This window comes from Enterococcus sp. DIV0970a (genome assembly GCF_051711265.1).
GTDB classification, from domain to species: Bacteria; Bacillota; Bacilli; order Lactobacillales; family Enterococcaceae; genus Enterococcus_D; species Enterococcus_D casseliflavus.
In genome coordinates this window covers 2,173,552-2,197,004 of the sequence record NZ_JBIOMF010000001.1, presented here as the reverse complement: position 1 = coordinate 2,197,004, position 23,453 = coordinate 2,173,552, and the positions used below count along the sequence as shown (strand labels likewise).

The 23,453-nt window shown below is 42.1% G+C and carries 18 protein-coding genes and 1 pseudogene; 18 read left to right on the top strand and 1 reads right to left on the bottom strand.

Annotated elements, in window-relative coordinates:
• Positions 1-65 precede the first annotated feature (65 nt).
• The 10 genes and pseudogenes from dprA to IGK14_RS10430 all read left to right on the top strand — a co-directional run bounded on the left by dprA (position 66) and on the right by IGK14_RS10430 (position 11,417).
• Positions 66-944 carry a DNA-processing protein DprA gene (gene dprA, locus IGK14_RS10475; protein ID WP_010749389.1) on the top strand — a complete coding sequence of 293 codons (879 nt, stop codon included), beginning with the start codon at positions 66-68 and terminating at the stop codon, positions 942-944.
• A gap of 142 nt (positions 945-1,086) precedes the next feature.
• Positions 1,087-3,165, top strand: a complete 2,079-nt coding sequence (gene topA / locus IGK14_RS10470; RefSeq protein WP_005229621.1) for a type I DNA topoisomerase — start codon at positions 1,087-1,089, stop codon at positions 3,163-3,165.
• Positions 3,166-3,316: 151 nt separating this feature from the next.
• Positions 3,317-4,618: an FADH(2)-oxidizing methylenetetrahydrofolate--tRNA-(uracil(54)-C(5))-methyltransferase TrmFO gene (gene trmFO / locus IGK14_RS10465; RefSeq protein WP_005229622.1), complete on the top strand. Its 1,302-nt coding sequence runs from the start codon at positions 3,317-3,319 to the stop codon at positions 4,616-4,618.
• Positions 4,619-4,737: 119 nt separating this feature from the next.
• The gene (locus IGK14_RS10460; RefSeq protein ID WP_010749390.1) at positions 4,738-5,163 is read left to right on the top strand and encodes a hypothetical protein; all 426 of its coding nucleotides are present in this window, start codon (positions 4,738-4,740) and stop codon (positions 5,161-5,163) included.
• A 13-nt stretch (positions 5,164-5,176) separates the two neighbouring features.
• Positions 5,177-6,613: a flotillin family protein gene (locus IGK14_RS10455; protein ID WP_010749391.1), complete on the top strand. Its 1,437-nt coding sequence runs from the start codon at positions 5,177-5,179 to the stop codon at positions 6,611-6,613.
• Positions 6,614-6,808: 195 nt separating this feature from the next.
• Complete coding sequence (gene xerC, locus IGK14_RS10450) at positions 6,809-7,747, top strand: tyrosine recombinase XerC (RefSeq protein ID WP_080646982.1); 939 nt, start codon at positions 6,809-6,811, stop codon at positions 7,745-7,747.
• A 22-nt stretch (positions 7,748-7,769) separates the two neighbouring features.
• Complete coding sequence (gene hslV / locus IGK14_RS10445; protein ID WP_005229630.1) at positions 7,770-8,312, top strand: ATP-dependent protease subunit HslV; 543 nt, start codon at positions 7,770-7,772, stop codon at positions 8,310-8,312.
• Positions 8,313-8,326: 14 nt separating this feature from the next.
• On the top strand, positions 8,327-9,724 hold the full coding sequence (gene hslU / locus IGK14_RS10440) for an ATP-dependent protease ATPase subunit HslU (protein WP_010749393.1): 1,398 nt from the start codon (positions 8,327-8,329) through the stop codon (positions 9,722-9,724).
• Positions 9,725-9,737: 13 nt separating this feature from the next.
• Positions 9,738-10,529, top strand: a complete 792-nt coding sequence (gene codY, locus IGK14_RS10435) for a GTP-sensing pleiotropic transcriptional regulator CodY (RefSeq protein WP_010749394.1) — start codon at positions 9,738-9,740, stop codon at positions 10,527-10,529.
• An 11-nt stretch (positions 10,530-10,540) separates the two neighbouring features.
• Positions 10,541-11,417: pseudogene (locus IGK14_RS10430) on the top strand (aldose 1-epimerase family protein).
• A gap of 52 nt (positions 11,418-11,469) precedes the next feature.
• Here IGK14_RS10430 and plsY read toward each other — a convergent pair.
• Positions 11,470-12,108: a glycerol-3-phosphate 1-O-acyltransferase PlsY gene (plsY, locus tag IGK14_RS10425; RefSeq protein WP_034695963.1), complete on the bottom strand. Its 639-nt coding sequence runs from the start codon at positions 12,106-12,108 to the stop codon at positions 11,470-11,472.
• A gap of 284 nt (positions 12,109-12,392) precedes the next feature.
• Here plsY and parE point away from each other — a divergent pair, with 284 nt between their 5' ends.
• From parE to IGK14_RS10385, 8 genes are all read left to right on the top strand, one after another.
• The gene (gene parE, locus IGK14_RS10420; protein WP_010749397.1) at positions 12,393-14,420 is read left to right on the top strand and encodes a DNA topoisomerase IV subunit B; all 2,028 of its coding nucleotides are present in this window, start codon (positions 12,393-12,395) and stop codon (positions 14,418-14,420) included.
• A gap of 11 nt (positions 14,421-14,431) precedes the next feature.
• The gene (gene parC / locus IGK14_RS10415; protein ID WP_010749398.1) at positions 14,432-16,894 is read left to right on the top strand and encodes a DNA topoisomerase IV subunit A; all 2,463 of its coding nucleotides are present in this window, start codon (positions 14,432-14,434) and stop codon (positions 16,892-16,894) included.
• A gap of 269 nt (positions 16,895-17,163) precedes the next feature.
• On the top strand, positions 17,164-19,392 hold the full coding sequence (gene pflB / locus IGK14_RS10410; protein ID WP_010749399.1) for a formate C-acetyltransferase: 2,229 nt from the start codon (positions 17,164-17,166) through the stop codon (positions 19,390-19,392).
• 104 nt (positions 19,393-19,496) lie between these two features.
• Positions 19,497-20,252, top strand: coding sequence for a pyruvate formate-lyase-activating protein (gene pflA, locus IGK14_RS10405; RefSeq protein WP_010749400.1), 756 nt, complete (start codon positions 19,497-19,499; stop codon positions 20,250-20,252).
• Positions 20,253-20,346: 94 nt separating this feature from the next.
• On the top strand, positions 20,347-21,276 hold the full coding sequence (locus IGK14_RS10400) for a manganese-dependent inorganic pyrophosphatase (protein ID WP_010749401.1): 930 nt from the start codon (positions 20,347-20,349) through the stop codon (positions 21,274-21,276).
• A gap of 88 nt (positions 21,277-21,364) precedes the next feature.
• Complete coding sequence (locus IGK14_RS10395) at positions 21,365-22,174, top strand: DUF1803 domain-containing protein (RefSeq protein WP_010749402.1); 810 nt, start codon at positions 21,365-21,367, stop codon at positions 22,172-22,174.
• Positions 22,175-22,371: 197 nt separating this feature from the next.
• Complete coding sequence (locus IGK14_RS10390) at positions 22,372-22,818, top strand: hypothetical protein (RefSeq protein WP_005229648.1); 447 nt, start codon at positions 22,372-22,374, stop codon at positions 22,816-22,818.
• Between the two features lie 98 nt (positions 22,819-22,916).
• A complete protein-coding gene (locus IGK14_RS10385; protein WP_005229650.1) occupies positions 22,917-23,324 on the top strand; it encodes a hypothetical protein in 408 nt (135 codons plus the stop codon).
• Positions 23,325-23,453 lie beyond the last annotated feature (129 nt).

Genomic DNA, 23,453 nt, shown 5'->3' with positions numbered 1-23,453 from the left:
TCATCCATCCCTCTTTTTTTAGCGAATCTTATAAGTAAGATTACTAAGAAAAGAGGGCTTTGTTTATGAAGTATCAACAAGCAACAGATTTTGAAAAACAGTTGATAAAACTGTACTACTGTCAGGGAATTGGTCTGCAAGGTTGTTGGAAGATCATTTGGCATTGGTTGGAAACAAAAGAGATGAATTGTTCGCTGGAAGAGATGATTGCCATCGGGGTCCTTCCACAGCACCGTGCGGTTTTTCGGCGATCATGGGAGCAATTGACGGACGAACACATCGCACAAAAGATGGGCGCACAAAACTACCTCACTTTCTTCTCGGCGGAGTATCCGATGCTTTTACGACAAATCGCGGACCCGCCATTGATGCTTTTTTATGAAGGGAATCTGCAATTGCTACAAACGACCATGATTGGCTTTGTTGGTGCAAGAACGGCGTCCTTATACGCACGAAAAGTTTGCGAAAAGCTGATTCCACCTCTAGTGACGGAAAATTATACCATCGTTAGCGGATTGGCCAATGGTGTCGACAGCTTTGCCCATGAATCAGCCATCAGAAATCGTGGACAAACCATTGCTGTGATTGCTTCTGGGATGGACCATTGTTATCCGTCATCTTCCTACCGTTTGTTCCAGCAGATCCGTCAAGAACATCTGGTGCTAAGCGAATATCCGCACGATACCAAACCGCAAAGATACCACTTTCCGCTGCGCAATCGCATTATTGCGGGGATCTCAAAAGGGGTCTGCGTAATTGAAGCCAAGGAAAGAAGCGGTTCTTTGATTACGGCACAGTTAGCGATGGAAAATGGACGAGAAGTTTTTGCAGTGCCTGGTGAAATGATTTCGGATCAGTCAAAAGGTTGTCACCGCTTGATTCAAGATGGTGCAAAATGTACGATTAGCGTGTCGGATATTTTACAAGAGTTAGCCTTTTTTTGATTTTTCCAATCAACCTTCCTTGACAAACCTTTTCTTGAAAGCTATGATAAGCTACGATTTGTATGTTTCATCTGCATACGATAGGTTCACTGATTGATAGAATATAATAGTAGGAAAAATTCAGGAAGGAGCCATTCTTTATATGGCATATAAATATTTAGTAATCGTGGAATCGCCCGCAAAGGCGAAAACCATTGAAAAATACCTTGGACGAAATTACAAAGTCGTCGCAAGTGTCGGTCATATTCGTGATCTCCCTAAAAGTAAGATGGGGATCGATGTCGAAAATGATTATGAGCCTCATTACATTTCGATCCGTGGAAAAGGTGACGTGATCAAAAGTCTCCGTTCTGCTGCGAAAAAAGCTGAAAAAGTCTACCTCGCAAGTGACCCGGATAGAGAAGGAGAAGCTATTGCTTGGCATTTAGCTTTTCTACTTGGACTAGATTTAAAAGATAAAAATCGTGTCGTCTTTAATGAAATCACTAAAGATGCGGTCAAAGCAGCCTTCAAAGAGCCAAGAACGATCGATGTGGATCTCGTCGATGCTCAACAAGCACGGCGGATCTTAGACCGTTTAGTCGGGTATTCATTGAGTCCGATCCTTTGGCGCAAAGTCAAAAAAGGGTTAAGTGCTGGACGTGTTCAATCGGTGGCGCTTAAGATCATTATTGATCGTGAAAAAGAGATCCGTGATTTTGTTCCTGAAGAATATTGGAGCATTGATGGAAACTTTAAAAAAGCCACGAAGAAATTCAAAGCCAATTTTTGGGGCTTAGATGGCAAAAAGAAAAAATTACCGAATGCTGAAAGTATTAAAGAAGTCACCGATCGCCTTTCTGGTAAAGACTTTCAAGTGACAAAGGTTGAAAAGAAAGAACGCAAACGGAATCCATCTGCACCATTTACCACCAGTAGTTTGCAACAAGAAGCAGCCCGCAAACTGAATTTTCGAACACGGAAAACCATGATGGTCGCACAGCAGCTCTATGAAGGGATCGCCCTTGGCAAACAAGGGACTGTCGGTTTGATTACCTATATGCGTACCGACTCGACGCGAATCGCTGACACAGCCAAAGGGGAAGCAGCCGAATTTATCGAAAACACCTATGGTTCAGAGTTCTCCGCTCACGGTGGCAAAAAACGCGCCAATGCACAAGGGGCGCAGGATGCCCATGAAGCAGTAAGACCGACCAGTGTTTTGCGTACGCCAGAAGCCATGGAGAAATTCTTAGACAAAGACCAATTAAAATTGTATCGCTTGATCTGGTCTCGCTTTGTGGCTAGTCAAATGACGCCTGCCATTTTGGATACGATGAAAGTTACTTTGGATCAAAATGGTGTCATCTTTATTGCTAATGGTTCAAAGATCAAATTCAAAGGATTTATGCAGGTCTATGTGGAAGGACGCGATGATGGCAAAGAAGACAAAGAGAACATCTTGCCAGAGTTAGTCGAAGGGGATGTCGTTCAATCCGTATCGATCGAACCGAAACAGCATTTCACCCAACCACCTGCTCGTTACAGCGAAGCAACGTTGATCAAAACCCTTGAGGAAAACGGTGTGGGTCGTCCTTCAACCTATGCACCGACGTTAGAAACCATTCAGCGGCGTTATTATGTGAAATTGACGCAAAAACGTTTTGAGCCAACTGAACTTGGTGAGATCGTCAATTCGTTGATCGAGGAATTCTTCCCGCAAATTGTTGATATGCATTTTACTGCTGAAATGGAAAATAGCTTGGATAGCATTGAAGCTGGGAAAGAAGAATGGGTCAAAGTTGTCGATCAGTTTTATCGCCCATTTGAAAAAGAATTGACGACTGCAGAAGAAAGTATCGAAAAAATTCAAATCAAAGATGAACCTGCAGGCTTTGATTGCGATCTTTGTGGTCATCCGATGGTGATCAAATTAGGCCGCTACGGAAAGTTTTATGCTTGCAGTAATTTCCCAGATTGCCGCAACACAAAACCAATCGTGAAAGAAATCGGCGTTGAGTGCCCGGTCTGTCATCAAGGGCAAGTCGTTGAACGCAAATCGAAGAAAAACCGGTTGTTTTATGGTTGTACCCGCTACCCTGAATGTGACTTTACTTCTTGGGACAAACCAGTGGGTCGTAATTGTCCGAAGTGTGATAATTATTTAGTCGAAAAGAAAGTCAAAGGCGGGAAACAAGTCGTTTGTATCAAAGGCGACTATGAAGAAAATGTGCAAAAATAACTAGCAGGATATCCTGTTAAAAAAGAATCGGCGTATTCTCTTGAACGGTCAGCCTTATTGTTGGCTGACAAAAGAAAGCGCCGGTCCTTTTGATTAATACAAGCTGTTTCTTATGAAAAGAGACGAGCTTTTGAAATAAAAGGAGAGCACTATGAAAGAAATCAATGTTATTGGTGCCGGTTTAGCCGGAAGCGAGGCTGCGTGGCAAGCAGCGCAAGCAGGTGTCGCAGTAAATCTTTATGAAATGCGTCCTAAGAAGTCGACAGAAGCCCATCACACAAATAATTTTGCCGAGCTTGTTTGTACCAATTCACTACGAGGCAACAATTTAACGAATGCGGTCGGTGTCTTGAAAGAAGAAATGCGTCGCTTGGATTCAGTGATTATCACTTCTGCAGACAAAACAGCGGTTCCAGCAGGTGGTGCCTTAGCTGTGGATCGCGATGATTTTTCAGAGTTGGTCACCAAACGTGTCAAGGAGCATCCTTTAGTTACAGTCATCGAAGAGGAGATCACTGAAATTCCAGAAGGGATCACTGTGATCGCAACAGGTCCATTGACTTCTGAACCGCTCTCAAAAGCGATCCAAGCCTTTAACGGATCTGAAGGATTTTATTTCTATGATGCCGCAGCACCAATCGTTGACAAATCAACCATCAATATGGATAAAGTTTATTTGAAATCTCGTTACGATAAAGGTGAAGCAGCCTATCTGAACTGTCCGATGAATGAAGAGGAGTTTTATGCGTTTCGTGAGGCCTTGGTCAATGCAGAGGTGGCTCCTTTGAAAGAATTCGAAAAAGAAAAATTCTTTGAAGGGTGTATGCCGATCGAAGTCATGGCTGGTCGTGGGCCGAAAACCATGTTGTTTGGTCCGATGAAACCAGTTGGGTTAGAAGATCCGAAAACTGGCAAGCGTCCTTACGCAGTGATTCAGCTGCGTCAAGACAATGCGGCGGCTTCTCTTTACAACATCGTTGGCTTTCAAACACATTTGAAATGGGGCGAACAAAAACGGGTATTCCGGATGATCCCTGGCTTGGAAGAGGCTGAATTTGTGCGCTATGGCGTGATGCATCGGAATAGTTTTATGAATTCACCTGAGCTTTTGCAACAAACCTATCAATCGAAAAAACGTGAGGACCTCTTTTTTGCTGGACAAATGACAGGGGTCGAAGGGTATGTGGAAAGTGCAGCCAGCGGGTTGATGGCTGGCATCAACGCTGCCAAACTTGCAAAAGGCGAAGCACCGATCATTATGCCACAAGAAACGACGATTGGTAGTATGGCGTATTATATCACCCATGCTGAAGGCAAACACTTCCAACCAATGAATGCAAACTTTGGGTTGTTGCCAGAACTTCCAGAGCGAATCAGAGACAAGAAATCCCGTTATGAAGCATTGGCAAATCGAGCGTTAGCTGCGTTAGAAAAAGCCAAGGAACAATTATAAGCACGATGATCGAAAACTTTCTTACTGATAATTGGTGAGAAAGTTTTTTTTTAATTTGTCTTGAAACTTTAATCAAGGTGACTTATGATAGACAGTAACAATGACAGAAGGTGGTGAAGATGGTGATCGGAGAATGGATTCATTTGATTCAAAACTATTTACAGCGTTTTCCTACAGTGATCCAATTTTTAGGTTGGCTGATCCTCTTGGTCGGGGTCATTTTTGTTGTCTTTGTTGCATTTAGTTTGCTGTTGGGGCCCTTTATGTGGCTCTACAATCGCATCACAGACAAAAACCGCAGCAATGTCATTAGCCGCAATGAGTTTGTGATCGGCGAACTGACGGAAAAGATTGTCGGAGATACAATCGGCGAAGTCATGGAAATAGGGAGTCAAGGTGCACGTTCTGTTTATCCTGCTCGTTTTTTTCGAGAAGAAGATCGTGAAAACAATGTTCGATTGCCAGTCGGCACCAAAGTCATCATTGTCGATTTTGATAAAAAAGGGATCGCGTTGGTGGTTGAAAGTAAAAATTTTATAGAATAGGAAGTGTTAGGTTATGGTGGATACAGGATCAGCAGTTGATTTTTTAAGTAATCCGATTTTATGGGGCGTTGTCCTCGTAGTTTTATTGATCGCCTTTTTGATGATACGCTACCGAATCGGAAAACCCGATGAAGCGTTGATCGTCACGGGGTCGTTTTTAGGAAAAGAAGGCATCAAGATTTTAAAAAACAGTGGGACGTTTGTGATTCCTATTGTTCAAAAGGCACATAAATTAAGTTTACTGACCCACAAGTTAGAGATTGGGACACCAGAAGTTTATACAGAACAAGGCGTACCGATCAAAGCCAGTGCCACGGTATTAGTGAAAGTCGGCAACAGTACCGAGTCGATCAAGACAGCCGCTGAACAATACTTGGGTAAATCCACTGGTGAACTGGAAGATGAAGCGCAAGAAGTCTTAGAAGGTCACTTACGGGCAATTCTAGGAACGATGACGGTGGAAGCCATCTACAAAAATCGCGATGATTTTGCGGAACAAGTACAAGAAGTTGCCTCTACGGATTTGAAAAAAATGGGGCTGGAGATCGTTTCATTTACGATCAAAGACGTTAGCGACAGCAATGGGTACCTGGATGCTTTAGGGCGTCCCCAGATTGCTGAAGTGAAGAAGAATGCTGAAGTAGCAGAATCCAATGCCTTAAGAGAAACGCGGATCAAGCAAGCCGAGAATGAACAGTTGGCACAGCATGAAGAGATCCGTCGCCAAACAGAAATCGCAGAAGCGACAAAAGATATGGCGTTGAAACAAGCGCAGTACAAACAAGAACGTGAAGTTGCGGATGCGAAAGCAGAGCAAATCGCGGTCGGTGAGCAAATGAAAGTACAATTGATCGAGCAAGAAAAAAATATTGAGATTCAAGAGAAACAAGCGGAATTGACAGAAAAAGAATTGAATGCAACTGTCCGTAAAAAAGCCGAAGCAGATAAATATGTCGTTGAACAAAACGCATTAGCAGACAAAGCACGTGAAATCGCCCGAGCACAAGCCGAAGCGGAAAAAGTCAAATTGGCTGCACAAGCGGAAGCGGAACGAATTGAAAAATTAGGTAGTGCCGATGCGGAACGAATCGCAAAAGTCGGTCAAGCCGAAGCGGAAAGCCGTGAAAAGATGGCGATTGCTTTGACCAAACTGAACGAAGCGGGTATTTTGATGGAGTTCATCAAAGTGCTGCCTGAAATCGCAAAAGAAGTCAATGCGCCCCTTAGCAATATCGATAAAGTGGTCAGCTTTGGCGGCAACGATGGGCTTCAATCAATGGGGGAAGCTGGTTTAGCGCGAACCTTTGATACGATCAAAGAAACCACCGGATTAGACTTAGTGGCGTTGATCAATGACACGATGTCCACAAAACAAGGAAACAAAGAGCTAGTTCAAGCTGTTTCAAAAAGCAATGGTTCGCCTCAGCCAACAACTGGTCCAATCGAATAAAAGCAAATAAGTGGAAACGTATCAGTCCCTCTCTATTTTGAGAAAGGGATTGGTACGTTTTTATGGCTCTTTTGAGTGATCTTTCTGAAGAATGATAAGAATCTTACGAAGATTCTTAGAAAGTTTTCACAATTATGTCTAAACTTTGAAATATTGATTAAATTCTGACAATTCATTTGTTTTTTTTTGTGGTCTATGCTAAAGTTATTTCGAATCATGAAAAGGGGGGTTACTTTGCAAACGGATCAATTACAAGAAGAGTTTTTTCGTTATCTTATTGTTGAAAGAGGGTATTCGGAAAAGACAAAAAAAGCGTATCAAGAAGATATGAGCGATTTTTTTCACTTCTTGAAAGAGTCTGGCAATGAAGACCCGTTAGCGGTGGAGTATCGTGATGTTCGTGTCTATTTGAGCTACTTGACGGAACGAGGGTATAGCCGTAATTCCATCAGTCGGAAAATGGCTAGCTTGCGTTCATTCTACCAATTTCTAACCAAGCATGAGATCGTCAAAGAGAATCCCTTCGCCTACATTCATTTAAAAAAGAAAAACGCTAAATTGCCGCGTTTTTTTTATGAAAAGGAAATGTATGCTCTTTTTCAAAGTGTCGCTGGTGATGAGCCATTACAACAGCGCAATCAAGCATTGTTAGAAGTCCTTTACGGTTCAGGTCTGCGGGTCAGCGAGTGTAGCAGTCTGACGCTGGGCGCGATCGATTGGGAAAGCGGCGTTTTGCTGATCCACGGAAAAGGCAACAAAGATCGCTATGTTCCTTTCGGCAGTTACGCACAAGCGGCAGTCAAGCGCTATCTTTCCTCAGGACGCAAGCAACTGATGGAAAAGCAGAACAAGGAACACGAGGTTCTTTTCGTGAATCATCTAGGTGATGGGATCACTGCAACAGGGATCGAGTATGTGTTGAATCAAATCATCCGAAAAAGCAGTTTGGACAGTAAAATCCATCCTCATATGCTGCGGCATACGTTTGCGACCCATCTATTAAACAACGGAGCCGATATGCGGACCGTTCAAGAATTATTGGGACATGCCAATCTATCGACGACACAGATTTATGCGCATGTCACCAAAGACAGTTTACAAAAAAATTATCGCCAATTTCATCCACGTGCGTAAAATTGGTACAGGAGGAACGTAAATGAAGTCAGAATTTCATTCAACCACCATCTGTGCGGTTGAAAAAGATGGCAAGTTTGCCATGGCTGGTGACGGTCAAGTAACGATGGGAGAACAGGTCGTTATGAAAGGAACCGCTCGGAAAGTCCGTCGAATTTACAACGGTGAAGTGATCGTTGGCTTTGCCGGTAGTGTGGCAGATGCCTTTACCTTGGAAGAAAAATTTGAAGGAAAACTAAATGAATACAACGGAAACTTGCAACGAGCTGCAGTAGAATTGGCACAAGAATGGCGGACGCAGCAATCGATGCAAAAATTAGAGGCGATGCTGATCGTCATGAATGACAAGGAGATGCTCTTAGTCTCAGGTACAGGTGAGGTCATTTCGCCAGATGAAGGGATTTTAGCTATCGGTTCAGGTGGAAACTATGCCTTGGCGGCAGCCCGTGCGATGAAACGTTATGGTGGTGAACTATCTGCCAAAGAAATCGCTGAAGGTGCCTTGAATATCGCAGCAGACATTTGTGTCTTTACGAATCACAATATCATTGTAGAAGAGTTTTAAAGAGGGATGACGATATGACAAACCAAAACAAATCACCACGAGAGATCGTGAAAGAATTAGATGAATACATCGTTGGACAAACCAATGCCAAAAAATCAGTGGCGGTTGCATTAAGAAATCGTTACCGCCGACTGCAATTAGATGAAAAAATGCAGCAAGATGTCACACCAAAAAATATTTTGATGATTGGACCAACGGGCGTTGGGAAAACGGAAATTGCGCGACGCTTAGCGAAAATCGTTGATGCGCCTTTTGTTAAGCTAGAAGCAACGAAATTCACAGAAGTCGGTTATGTCGGTCGAGACGTAGAATCGATGGTTCGTGACCTTGTAGAAAACGCGATCCAAATCGTGAAAAAAGAACAATATAAAAACGTGCGGATCCAAGCAGAGAAAAAAGCCAACCGTCGTTTAGTAAAAGTCTTAGTCCCTGGTATTAAAAAGGAACAGAAAAAGAATACCAATCCTTATGAACAAATGATGAATATGTTCAACGCCGCACAACAACCAGAAGAGCCAAAAGAAGAATTGACGGATGAGATTCGCAGCAACCGTCAAGCCATTTTTGAGCAATTAGAAAAGGGCCTTTTAGACAACCGAGAAGTGACGATCCAAGTCGATGAGCCGAAAAATCAAGCACCGATGATGAACAATGGCTTAGAACAAATGGGGATCGATTTGAATGAAACATTAGGAGCATTGAAACCGCAAAAGAAAATTGAACGCACAGTAACCGTAAAAGAAGCCCGGGAATTGCTGATTCAAGAAGAATCCTCCAAACTGGTCAACGACGCGGATATTCATAGTGAAGCATTACGTTTAGCGGAATCTAGCGGCATCATTTTCCTTGATGAAATCGACAAAGTATCTTCGAAATCACAGCAATCAGGAGAAGTTTCTCGTGAAGGGGTACAAAGAGATATCTTGCCGATCGTTGAAGGCTCACAAGTCAATACGAAATATGGCACGTTACAAACCGACCATATTCTCTTTATCGCTTCAGGCGCATTCCATCTATCAAAACCAAGCGATTTGATCCCTGAGTTGCAAGGACGTTTCCCAATCCGCGTGGAACTGGATGACTTGACGAAGGAAGACTTTGTTAAAATTTTAACGGAACCAAACAATGCCTTAGTCAAGCAATACGTTGCCTTGTTAGGAACCGAGAATGTCAAAGTGGTCTTTACGATGGAAGCCATCGAAAAAATTGCCGAAATCGCGTATCAAGTGAATCGCGATACCGATAATATCGGTGCCCGTCGTTTGCATACGATTCTAGAGAAACTACTTGAAGATCTATTGTTTGAAGCATCTGAGATGCAAATGGGAGAAATCACGATCACAGAAGCGTATGTGGAAGAAAAACTTGCGTCAATCGCAAAAGATGAAGACTTAAGCCGGTATATTTTATAAAGGGAGCGGACCAATGAAAACATTATTAGAAAAGACAAGACAAATCAACGAATTATTGCAACAAAAAAACACCTTTAATTTAGCTTCTGATTTGCCTTACGACAAAATGGCTGTCATTTTAGGAAACATCCTAGACAGCAATGCGTATATTATTAGCGTCGACGGTAGTGTGTTAGGTTTTGTTGAGAACCATGATGTCAATAATGAGCGCATCAAAAAAATGTTTGTCGAAAAACAGTTTCCTAAAAATTATACAGATTTAGTCGATCATCTGACTTCCACAGAAGCTAATGTGCCGATCAGTGACGATATGACCGCTTTTCCTGTGGAAGGCCGTGAGTTGTATCCTAACGGACTAACAACCATCGTACCGATTTACGGTGCAGGAGAACGCTTAGGGACGATCATTCTTTCCAGAATCGATAAGTCCTTTGATGATGATGATTTGGTATTAGCGGAATACAGTGCGACAGTTGTTGGTATGCAATTCTTGTACCAAAAATCCCGTAGTATCGAAGAAGATGTTCGCAGTACCACAGCTGTTCAAATGGCGATCAACACGCTTTCCTATAGTGAGCTAAAAGCTGTTCAAGCAATTTTTGAGGCATTAGAAGGAGACGAAGGTCGTTTGACCGCATCCAGTATCGCTGACCGTATCGGCATCACCCGTTCGGTGATCGTGAACGCTTTGCGTAAATTAGAGTCTGCCGGTATTATTGAATCCCGCTCTTTGGGGATGAAAGGCACCTATTTAAAAGTGCTTAACAGCCGCTTTAAAGAGGAATTGACGAAACATCAATATTAGGAGATGAGACCATGACAGTTACCATCACGGCCGGTCATCTGCAAGCAAAAATTGCAGAAAAAGGGGCTGAGTTGCAAAGCTTAGTCGATACGAGCAATGACCTTGAATATATTTGGCAAGCTGATCCAAACCACTGGGGAAAGCATGCACCGATCTTATTTCCGATCGTGGGTGCGTTAAAAGAGGACACCTATCAACATGAGGGCAAGAGTTATCATTTGCCTCGTCATGGATTTGCCAGAGACATGTTATTTACTGTCGTTGAACAACGCACAGATTACGCTTTGTTTTTACTAGAAAGTTCGACTGAAACCAAAGCAAAGTATCCGTTTGATTTTCAGCTGTATGTCAGTTATGAATTAGGCGGTGATGGCTTAGTCGTCAAATACCAAGTGAAGAATAGCGGTCAAAAAGAACTATTCTTCTCCATTTGGTGGACACCCTGCATTCAACGTCCCTCTTGAAAAAGGGCTGACTTTTGAAGACTATTATCTTTCTTTTTCTCCAAAGAAATCACGAGTGAAATTGCCGTTAAAAGGCAACTATATTGATTATGAGCAACGCACACTCGGTCAAACGAATACGGATCTACGCTTGACCCATGACATGTTTGCAAATGATGCGCTAGTTTATGAAACGAAAGGATTACATTCCTACTCGATTCGCAGTGAAAAATCGCCTCATAGTGTCACGTTAAGCTACAATAATATGCCGTATGTCGGTTTTTGGTCCACGTATCCAGTGAAATCGCCATTTCTATGTATTGAACCATGGTGCGGCATCGCAGATACGCTAGAAGCCTCCGGTGAGCTGTCAGAAAAGCTGGGGATTCAAGCACTTCCGCCTGAAGAATTATTTGAAACAAAGTACTCCATTACAGTCAAATAAACGTATGAAAAAAGAAGCTGGGAAAAGCGCAATGACTTTTCTCAGCTTCTGCTTATTTGTTCGTTTGACGTTTATTCAGTCCAAAGGGTACCCGACTTTCGGTCCCATCTTTGATGCGGGTAATGTTTTCACGATGGCGAATAAAGATAAAAATCGTTACGCCGATCGCAATGAAGGTCAGCAGCCAATTTTGCTCAGGCAAGATCGCAGGTGCGATAAAAGGCAAGACGATCGTCGATAAGGTGATCAAACACGCCGCGATCATACTGGTCAGGCTCACCATACTTGTCACATAAAGACAGATAACGAAAATCAATGAAGAATAAATGAAAAAGAGCGGATTGTATCCTAAGAGCATCCCAGCACTTGTCGCCACTGCTTTGCCGCCTTTAAATTTGGCAAAGATCGGGAAGGTATGACCTAAGATCGCACAGACCCCAAACCAGAGCGGATTGACAGTTTGGAGACCAAAGATGACTGGCAAGCTGGTCGCCAAAGTTCCTTTTAAGATATCCATCAATAAAACAACGATGCCGGCTTTTTTTCCTAAAACGCGAAATGTATTGGTCGTTCCCGTATTGCCGCTGCCGAATTGGCGAATATCTTTTTTGAAAAACAGTTGGCCAATCCAAACACCAGAGGGGATCGAACCTAAAAGGTAAGCAACAATAAATAAAAGAATCGTATTCATAATAACCAACTTTCTTTGCAAGGCTAGGGCAATTTTAGCATGAAAACGCCTTTCCAACAATAAGAAAATCTTTCGTTGATCAGACAAAGAAGAAAAACAGCTTTTCTCAGAGCTGTGAAACACAAACAAGCCATTTTGCGACTCTAGCTTGTGCAAACAAAGGAAAAAGGATAAGATAGTTTAGAAAAATGTTCGCTTGAAAAAAGCGTATTTTGTGTTAAGATTTTTTTTGCAGTCCTTTCAGCATTAGAAAAGGACTGATCAAGATTAAAGGAGCGGTGGGTTTGGCAAAGAAAACCACAGAATATAATGATGCTTCCATTCAGGTCTTAGAGGGCCTGGAAGCAGTAAGAAAACGGCCAGGAATGTATATCGGCTCGACCGATAGCCGCGGCTTGCACCACTTAGTGTATGAAATCGTCGATAATGCGGTTGATGAGGCACTCTCAGGATACGGCAATGAAATCGATGTTACGATCCATAAAGACAATAGTATCAGTGTTCGAGACAATGGCCGAGGAATGCCGGTCGGGACACATGCATCTGGAATCCCAACTGTTGAAGTGATCTTCACAGTGCTACATGCTGGCGGAAAGTTTGGCCAAGGCGGCTACAAAACTTCTGGCGGCCTTCATGGGGTTGGTGCCAGTGTTGTAAATGCCTTATCCAGCTGGCTAGAAGTGGTCATCGTTCGTGACGGTATCGAATACAAACAGAGCTTCAAAGACGGCGGGAAACCAGCAGGTACTTTGAAAAAAATCGGCAAAACCCGTAAACCAACGGGAACAACCGTTACGTTTAAACCAGACGATACGATCTTTTCTGCAACCAAATTCTCCTATGAGATTCTCGCTGAACGTTTGAGAGAATCCGCGTTCTTGTTGAAAGGGGTCAAAATCTCCCTGACGGACGAACGTGGGGAAGAACCGATTCATGAAGTCTTTTTATATGAGGAAGGCATCAAAGAATTTGTTGATTATTTAAATGAAGAAAAAGATACCTTGACCCAAGTGGTTTATTTTTCTGGCACGAAAGAAGCGATTGAAGTAGAACTTGCCTTTCAATACAATGATGGGTATTCAGAAAACGTCTTGTCTTTTGTCAACAATGTACGTACCAAAGATGGCGGTACCCATGAAGTTGGTATGAAGACGTCAATGACCAAAGCCTTCAATGAGTATGCCCGCAAGGTCAATTTGTTGAAGGAAAAAGATAAGAACCTTGAAGGCAGTGATTTCCGTGAAGGGTTAGCGGCAGTGCTGTCGATCCGCGTGCCAGAAAATCTTTTGCAATTTGAAGGACAGACCAAAGGAAAATTAGGGACACCCTTAGCAAGAAATGCGGTAGACAATGTGATTGGTGAGCAGCTAGGCTATTATCTACAAGAAAACAGTGAAATGAGTCAAATGCTGGTTCGTAAAGCGATCAAGGCAAGAGAGGCCCGTGAAGCTGCCAGAAAGGCGCGAGAAGAAAGCCGTACTGGAAAGAAACGCAAAAAAGGCGAGTCACTGCTTTCTGGAAAATTAACGCCTGCTCAGTCTCGTAATCCTAAGAAAAATGAATTGTATTTGGTGGAGGGGGACTCAGCCGGCGGGTCAGCGAAGCAAGGCCGTGACCGCAAGTTCCAAGCCATCTTGCCATTGCGAGGCAAAGTCATCAATACCGAAAAAGCCAAGATGCAGGATATTTTGAAAAATGAAGAAATCAATACGATGATCTATACTATCGGTGCCGGTGTTGGCCCAGAGTTTTCAATTGAAGACTGCAACTATGATAAAGTGATCATCATGACCGATGCGGATACCGATGGGGCGCACATCCAAGTGCTGCTTTTAACCTTTTTCTACCGGTATATGAAACCTTTGATCGAAGCGGGGAAAGTATACATTGCTTTGCCACCTTTGTACAAAGTGTCTAAAGGGTTAGGGAAAAAGGCAGTAGTCGAATACGCTTGGACCGATGATGAACTAAGCAAACTGACCCAAAAAATCGGAAAAGGCTATATGCTTCAGCGCTACAAAGGGTTAGGGGAAATGAATGCCGACCAATTGTGGGAAACGACCATGGACCCAGAAACGCGGACACTGATTCGGGTACGGATCGATGATGCTGCCCAAGCAGAACGTCGCGTCACCACTTTGATGGGGGACAAGGTAGAACCTCGTCGGAAGTGGATCGAAAGTCATGTTCAATTTAGTTTAGAAGAAGATGGCAGTATTTTGGATAAAAAAGAAGATACGGTACCTGAATTAGTTGATGAAAAATTAATGGATACCGAACAAGCAGACAGCAAACAGTTAGTTAAGGAATAGGAGGTGGTCTCTTGGAACACAAAAGCAATATACAAGAATTGACATTGGAAGAAGTGATGGGAGATCGCTTCGGTCGATATTCCAAATACATTATTCAAGAACGGGCATTGCCAGATATTCGTGATGGGTTAAAACCGGTTCAGCGGCGGATTTTATTTGCCATGAACCAAGACGGCAATACCTATGACAAAGGCTTCCGCAAATCAGCAAAATCTGTCGGAAATATCATGGGGAATTTTCACCCCCATGGCGACTCGAGTATCTATGAAGCAATGGTCCGCATGAGTCAAGACTGGAAGCTACGTCAGATTTTGATTGAAATGCACGGGAACAACGGGAGTATGGATGGTGATCCGCCAGCTGCCATGCGTTATACGGAAGCACGGCTTTCAGAATTAAGTGGTGAGCTATTAAAAGATATTGAAAAAAACACCGTCGAATTGGTTTGGAACTTTGATGATACTGAAAAAGAACCAACTGTTCTACCAGCAAAATACCCGAATCTGTTAGTCAATGGCTCAACTGGGATCTCAGCTGGCTATGCAACAGAGATCCCTACCCACAATTTAGGGGAAATCATCGATGGAACGATCTATTTGATCGACCATCCGCAAGCTTCTTTGGATCAGCTGATGAAGTACATTCCTGGCCCTGATTTTCCAACAGGGGGCATTTTACAAGGGAAAGAAGAAATCAAAAAAGCCTATGAAACAGGCAAAGGCAAAGTGATTCTGCGTTCGAAAACCAAGATCGAAGACATCAAAGGCGGCAAACAGCAAATCGTCATCAATGAGATCCCATATGAGGTCAATAAAGCCAACTTAGTCAAAAAAATGGATGAGATCCGTTTGAATAAACGCATTGATGGGATTGCTGAAGTACGAGATGAAACAGATCGTACTGGACTACAGATTGTTGTCGAGCTGAAAAAAGAAGCAAATGCGCAAGGGATTTTAAATTATTTATTTAAGAATACCGAATTGCAGATCAACTACAACTTCAACATGGTGGCTATCGACAATATGCGCCCCCAACAAGTCGGTTTGAAACGGATTTTAGAAAGCTACATCAAGCATCGGCGTGAAGTAATAGAAAAACGCAGTCGTTTTGAACTGCAAAAAGCCCAAAAGAGACAGCATATCGTCGATGGGTTAATCAAAGCTTTATCGATTCTTGATGAAGTGATCGCCACCATTCGCGGCAGTAAAGACAAAAAAGATGCCAAAAACAATCTGGTGGTTCAGCACGGTTTTACGGAAGAGCAAGCAGAAGCCATTGTGAACTTACAGTTGTACCGCTTGACCAATACGGACATCACACAATTGCAAGCAGAAGCAAAAGAACTTGCAGAAACGATTGCTGAGTTGACAACGATTTTGAATGAAGAAAATGAGTTGCTGAAAGTGATCAAGAAAGAACTGCGGGAAATCAAGAAAAAATATACGACGCCGCGGTTGACTGAGATCGAAGCAGAAATTCAAGAAATCAAGATCGAAACACAAGTCTTGGTCGCCCAAGAAGAAGTCGTCGTGACGGTCACAAGAGACGGCTATGTCAAACGCAGCAGCTTGCGTTCTTACGGTGCTTCAAAACCAGAAGAGATCGGGATGAAAGAAGGCGACTCTTTACTTTACAGTAGCCAAATGAACACGTTGGATCATCTGTTGTTGGTTACCAATAAAGGGAACACGATCTATCGACCGGTCCATGAATTACCTGATTTAAAATGGAAAGATTTAGGGGAACATATTTCGCAAACAGTCATGACACTGACGCAAGATGAAATGATTATTGGGGTCTTTGCCTACAAAGAGATTGATCCATTGAAAAATTTCGTGCTGATCAGTAAAAACGGCATGATCAAACAGACACGAATGACGGAATTTGAACCTTGGCGCACTTATAAAACACGGCCAATGACGATCATGAAACTGAAAGACGAATCCGATGAATTGATCAACGTCTTTTTGACGGATCAAACGGAACAAATGGATGTATTCTTAGTTAGTCATCTTGCCTTTGGCTTGCGCTACCCGCTTAATGAAGTGCCTGTTGTGGGACCAAAAGCAGCTGGGGTCAAAGCGATGAACCTTAAAGCGGATGATTATCTTATCAATGGGTTGCTCGTTTATTCAGAAGGGGATACACCGATCGTTTTGATCACCCAACGTGGCGCAGCAAAACGAATGTTGGCTCAAGAAATCAACCAATTAGGTCGGGCGAAGCGCGGATTGATGGTCTTGCGGGAATTGAAGAAAAATCCTCATCGCGTCGTCTATATGGGCAGTGGGGAAAATCAGCAACTGCTAGTGACGAATCAAAAAGGACAATCCTTTGAAGTGATCACCAACCAAATCCCGATCAATGATCGGACCTCCAACGGCTCATTTATCATGGATGAGAAAACAGGGGTACAAATCTACGAAGTGAAAACTCAAATCAGTCCTGCAATCGCAGAGGATTCTGTACTATAAATTATAACAAAGCAACCCTTCTGTACCAGTACAGAAGGGTTGCTTTTTGTCTCATAATTAATCTTTCACATTAACGAAAAAGGTACTTTAATAAAAGTTTCACATTTATTAAACGCCTATAAATAAACGTTTTTAGTAATTAATATCTTAAAAAAAAATAAATTGTTAAAAATAATTCTTGAAAATGCTTGCAATCATTAAGGTGTGTGTTATACTGTTCACGTAAAGCTGTTACATTAGTGAACAGAAAATTTAAGGAGGTCCATCAAATGGAACAATGGAATGGATTTAAAGGAAAAACTTGGAAAGAAGAAGTAAACGTACGCGACTTCATCCAAGAAAACTACACACCTTATGACGGAACAGATGAATTCCTAGCAGATGCTACTGAAGCAACGACGAAGCTATGGGATCAAGTCATGGAACTGAACAAGCAAGAGCGTGAAGCTGGCGGCGTATTGGATATGGATACAAAAGTCGTTTCAACGATCACTTCTCATGGACCTGGCTACTTAGACAAAGACTTAGAAACAGTTGTTGGTTTCCAAACGGAAAAACCATTTAAACGCAGCTTGCAACCATTTGGTGGCATCCGCATGTCAGAACAAGCAGCAGAATCTTATGGCTATGAAATTGATGCGGAAGTCTCTCACATTTTCCGTGACTACCGTAAAACACATAACCAAGGAGTTTTTGATGCTTATACACCTGAAATCAGAGCAGCGCGCCGTTCTGGTGTAATCACAGGTCTTCCTGATGCTTACGGCCGTGGCCGAATCATTGGTGACTACCGACGTGTGGCATTATACGGTGTGGACTTCTTGATCAAAGAAAAACAACAAGACCTATTGTATTGCGGAAACGGAACGATGTCTGAAGACATTATCCGCCAACGTGAAGAATTGAGTGAACAAATTCGTGCGTTAAGCGAATTGAAAGAATTAGGAAACATTTACGGATTTGATATTTCTAAACCAGCTCAAACGGCGAAAGAAGCATTCCAATGGTTATATCTTGGTTACTTAGCAGCCATCAAAGAGCAAAATGGTGCAGCAATGTCATTGGGACGTACGTCAACTTTCCTTGATATTTATGTTGAACGCGATTTGAAAAATGGCGTGATCACTGAAGAAGAAGCACAAGAAATCGTTGACCATTTCGTCATGAAACTACGTCTTGTGAAATTTGCTCGGACGCCTGATTACAACGCACTGTTCTCTGGTGACCCAACTTGGGTAACTGAATCAATCGCTGGTATGGGTGAAGACGGACGTCACATGGTAACGAAAAACAGCTTCCGTTTCTTACACACTTTAGCAAACTTAGGTCCAGCGCCAGAACCAAACTTGACTGTTTTATGGTCAACACGTTTGCCTCATAACTTCAAAACATTCTGTGCGAAAATGTCGATCCAAACATCAGCGATTCAATATGAAAATGATGATGTGATGCGTGGACATTGGGGCGACGACTACGGAATCGCTTGTTGTGTATCAGCAATGCGCATCGGGAAACAAATGCAATTCTTTGGTGCTCGTGCCAACTTAGCGAAAACATTGTTGTATGCAATCAACGGTGGGGTCGATGAAAAATCAAAAGCACAAGTTGGACCAAAATTCCAACCAATTACTTCTGAATACTTGGATTACAACGAAGTAATGGAAAAATATGACACAATGATGGACTGGATTTGTGATCTGTATGTGAACACATTGAACATCATTCATTACATGCACGACAAATATTCTTATGAACGCATTGAAATGGCGCTACAAGATACAGACATTTTACGTACGATGGCTACTGGTATCGCTGGTTTCTCTGTTGCAGTTGACTCATTATCAGCGATCAAATATGCCAAAGTTCGTACGATCCGTGATGAAAACGGCATTGTTGAAGATTACGAAATCGAAGGCGATTATCCGAAATACGGAAACAATGATGACCGCGTAGATGATATCGCAGTCAACTTGTTGAAAGCCTTCATGAAAAAAGTAAAACGCACGAAAACATACCGTGATTCAAAACACACAACGTCGATCCTTACTATCACTTCTAACGTGGTTTATGGTAAGAAAACAGGGAACACTCCTGATGGACGTCGTGCAGGCGCACCATTTGCTCCAGGTGCAAACCCAATGCATGGTCGCGATACGCATGGTGCTTTGGCAAGTCTTTCATCAGTTGCGAAATTACCATATGATTACTCATTAGATGGTATTTCAAACACCTTCTCAATCGTACCTAAAGCATTAGGACGTGACGACGAAACACAACAAGAAAACCTAGCAACAATGCTAGATGGCTATGCAGCAAAAGGTGGTCACCACTTAAATATCAACGTATTTAACCGTGACACATTGCTTGATGCGCAAGCTCACCCAGAAAAATACCCACAATTAACGATTCGGGTATCTGGCTATGCAGTAAACTTCATTAAATTAACAAAAGAACAACAAGATGACGTGATTGCTCGTACAATGCACGAAGCAATGTAATAAGCAACAACTTCAGGCGGCGGACGGGAAAATCCGCCGCCTCTTGTTTTGAAAGTATCAGACGGAGCGTGGTCATCCGTCGTTTCGAAGAAAGGAAGAGCATTATGGCAGTAACAGGACAAGTACATTCAACAGAAAGTTTTGGATCAGTAGATGGACCAGGTATCCGTTTTATTGTATTCATGCAAGGATGCCGCATGCGTTGCCAGTTTTGTCATAATCCAGATACATGGAAGATTGGCACTGGTGTCGAACGAACGACTGATGACGTCTTAGAAGAGGCATTGAAATATCGTGAATTCTGGGGACAAAAAGGTGGGATCACCGTCAGTGGTGGGGAACCATTGCTTCAAATGGACTTTCTGATCGATCTGTTTCGCAAAGCCAAAGCAGAAGGGGTCAGCACGACATTAGATACTTGTGGAAAACCATTTACACGGGAAGAACCATTTTTTAGCAAGTTTCAAGAGCTGATGACCGTTACTGACTTGTTATTGTTTGATATCAAGCACATCGATAACAAAGCCCATAAAGAGCTAACTACTCAATCCAATGATAATATTTTGGATATGGCGAATTATCTTTCAGAGATCAATCAACCTGTCTGGATTCGTCACGTGTTGGTTCCTTTTAGAAGCGACTATGATGAATTTTTGATCCGTTTGGATGAGTTTATCAAAACACTGAAGAATGTCGACAAAGTAGAGATCTTGCCTTATCACACGATGGGGAAATACAAGTGGGATGAGCTTGGTTTGAAATATCCCCTTGAAGGGATCGAACCACCAACAGAAGATCGGGTGAAAAATGCCAAGCGTTTGCTTCATGTAGACGACTATAAAGGTTACTTAACCCGTTGATCAAAACAGGAAAGAAGAGATTGCTATTGCTTCTTTCCTGTTTTTTTACTATGATTAGAAAGTGAATATCAATTGAAATAGGAGCGATGAAGAAATGTCGAAAATATTAGTATTCGGTCATCAAAATCCTGATACCGACGCCATTGGTGCAGCAATTGCCTTTGCAAATTTACAAAATCAACTTGGAAAAGATTGTGAAGCAGTAGCGCTTGGTACACCGAATGAAGAGACACAATTTGCGTTAGATACCTTTGGCCTAACTGCCCCTCGGGTGATCGATTCAGTGGCAAAGGAAACCCAAGAAGTAATGTTAGTGGATCATAATGAATTTCAACAAAGTGCAGCGGATATTACGTATGTCACTGTATTGGCAGTAGTTGATCATCATCGTATCGCTAACTTTGAAACGGCAAATCCACTGTATTATCGTGCAGAGCCGGTCGGTTGTACAAGTACGATCGTGTTGAAATTATACAAAGAAAATCAAGTTGAAATTCCAAAAGCGATCGCAGGAATCATGCTCTCAGCGATCATCTCTGATACATTGTTGTTTAAATCACCAACAGGTACCGACGAAGACGTAACAGCAGCCAAAGAACTAGCCGTTATAGCAGATGTAGAACTGGAAGTCTATGGATTAGATATGTTAAAAGCTGGTACGAATCTTGGAACGAAATCAGCAGCAGAATTGCTGGACCTAGATGCCAAAAGCTTCCCAATGGGCGGGAAAAACATCCGTATCGGGCAAGTCAATACGGTCGATTTAAAAGAAGTCTTTGACCGTCAAGCAGAGTTGGAAGCGGCTATGAAGGATTCAATGGCAGCAAATGGCTATGATCTGTTCTTGCTGGTTGCCACTGATATCTTAGATAGTAATTCTGAGCTGCTAGTCATTGGTGAACCAACTGCCCCAGTAGAAGCAGCCTTTAAAACGACATTAACCAACAATCGTGCGTTTTTACCTGGTGTCGTTTCTCGTAAAAAACAAATCGTACCTCAATTAACAGAGGTTTTTGAAGGATAATTAAGCTAACTGTCTGAATGCTGGTGAGATCTGTTTTGGTAGATCAAACCAGCATTTTTCATGATTGTTTGGATAAGGAGTACACGCAGTGAAATTTTTTTATAGTCCCCACTTTCGCTCATTGCAACCGATACTGGAATCTTCGAAATTCCATGAATTGGTAGAGGAGCTATTAAATAGCCAAGAGCCGCCAACGCTACGAGCATTAAAAGCGAAGTTTACAGATGGTTCATTTGATAAAATTCTTGACCTCTTGATCGCAGAAAAGTTAATCGTCCGTCAAGAACGACGCTATTATTTAGGCTTCCCCATCTATACTGAACATGATCAACAGCAGATACAAGTAAGTGATGATTTCTATCAAGCAGCGTGCCATTGGTCAACACAAGAAATCGCTGGTTTTATCAAAAGCTTTGCTGCGTCAAGTGTTGAAAATAAATACTTTTATGGTTGTCAGAAAGGGGTTGAACAAGGAGCTGTCTATGCATTGAGCCATGAACAATTTCAGTTGATCTCTTACTCAGAAACACAGTGGCCACCAACACTGCCTGCTTTTTTTGAAGCGAATGAACAGTTGCGCACCCTTGCGATCTTTGATGAATTAATGGATTTGATCGGTGATGTCGATCCAGTCTATTACTTAGACCAAGTGAGTGTGATCCTTGAACGCATTCGTAAAAACAAAAAAGTCCGTCCGAGTATTTTTCTGGAATCACTTCAACGGGTCGAGATCATAAGTCCTGAGCTACATTTGTTGCTGGAAGAAATAAATTGTGATAATCTAAAAAACGAACGTTATCTGTCTTCTGAAAAGGATCTGTTCGTCCAACGCCTTGTGATCGCTCACTTGGCAAACAAATCAGGTTCATACAATACACTTTATTTCAATAATAATTAAAATTTCTAATAATTATGTTATTTGTTTTAAACTTTCTGACTATTCAAAAGCTGCTAGATTCGATTCTAGCAGCTTTTTTTCTTATTTCTTCAAATGATAATTTGATGAATAAAAATTAAAAAACAACAATCGTTTTGTTTGGAGTTTTGATTTCTTGATGATATGATGATTCTAGAACTTTGAAAGGGGATATAAAAATGGAAGGATATAAAACGGTTGATTTTGAACAGTTGGAACAAAACAAAACGAAAGCAGAAATGATCACGTTCGTATCAATGTCAGAAATAGAAGCTGCTCGGCAAGCAATTACAAAAGCGGGGATCGATGAAACGCGTTTTTCTGATGGCGATCTCATTCTTGCGTTAAAACAACAGGAACGGTTTGGGGCAAATACGATCGTTTCCGTGATCATTGATTGGCTCATCAATCAAAACTATCTGGTGAATCCAGCTCATGCCATGCGTTACTTAGCAAAGAAAATGGCAAATGGGCCAGTGACGAGTTACAAATTATTAAGTGAGGGTGAGTTTGATTGTGACGGGAACTATTACTTGATTGCTCGAACAAACACATCCTCATCGGCAAATAAAGTCTATAAAGTTTACACGGATGGACAAGTAAAAGAGCTTTGGCAGGCAAAATAAGTACAGATGATTTCGGCTCTAGTGAATAAGGAAAACGGCTGTGTAAGCAGTAGTTAGCGGAAAAAGGATTTTTTTAGATTGAAGGTTGTGAAAGACGCGTGAAACTAAACATTCGAATCGGCTTAGCTGGCAGTCATCTTCTGATTGGTGCATTCAGCTTGCTCGGCGCTCTGCTGACGCTTTATAAAGTACCGACAAGTTTTGGTGCGATCCAAGCCTTGTTAGGTGAAATTTATTATACCGATACGGTATTTGACCGATTTACTCAGCTCTTCTTGTTGGGGATCATCAGTCTTTATACCGTGGTGACCAGTTTTTATGGGTTTCGATTTTGGTGTTTTTGCTCCGCCTCTTCTGCATTTGGGACACTGTTGGCATATTTTGAATTAACTGAAACACTTCCAGTGATGGTAGTTTTCATTCTTGTTTTAGCAAGTTTGTTTCAGTTATGGGTAGTCACATACTTCATTTTCCAAAAGCTAAAAAGTAGAGCTGAAACAGGTTGAACAGATACGTTCAAGCTGTTTTTTTCTGTCAAAGATTATTTGCTGGCAACTAAGGTTATTGCGTTACTAGCGCAGTGTTTTATGCTATGCTAGATATAGAGATGTAGTTGATTTTGAAACGATTTCTAA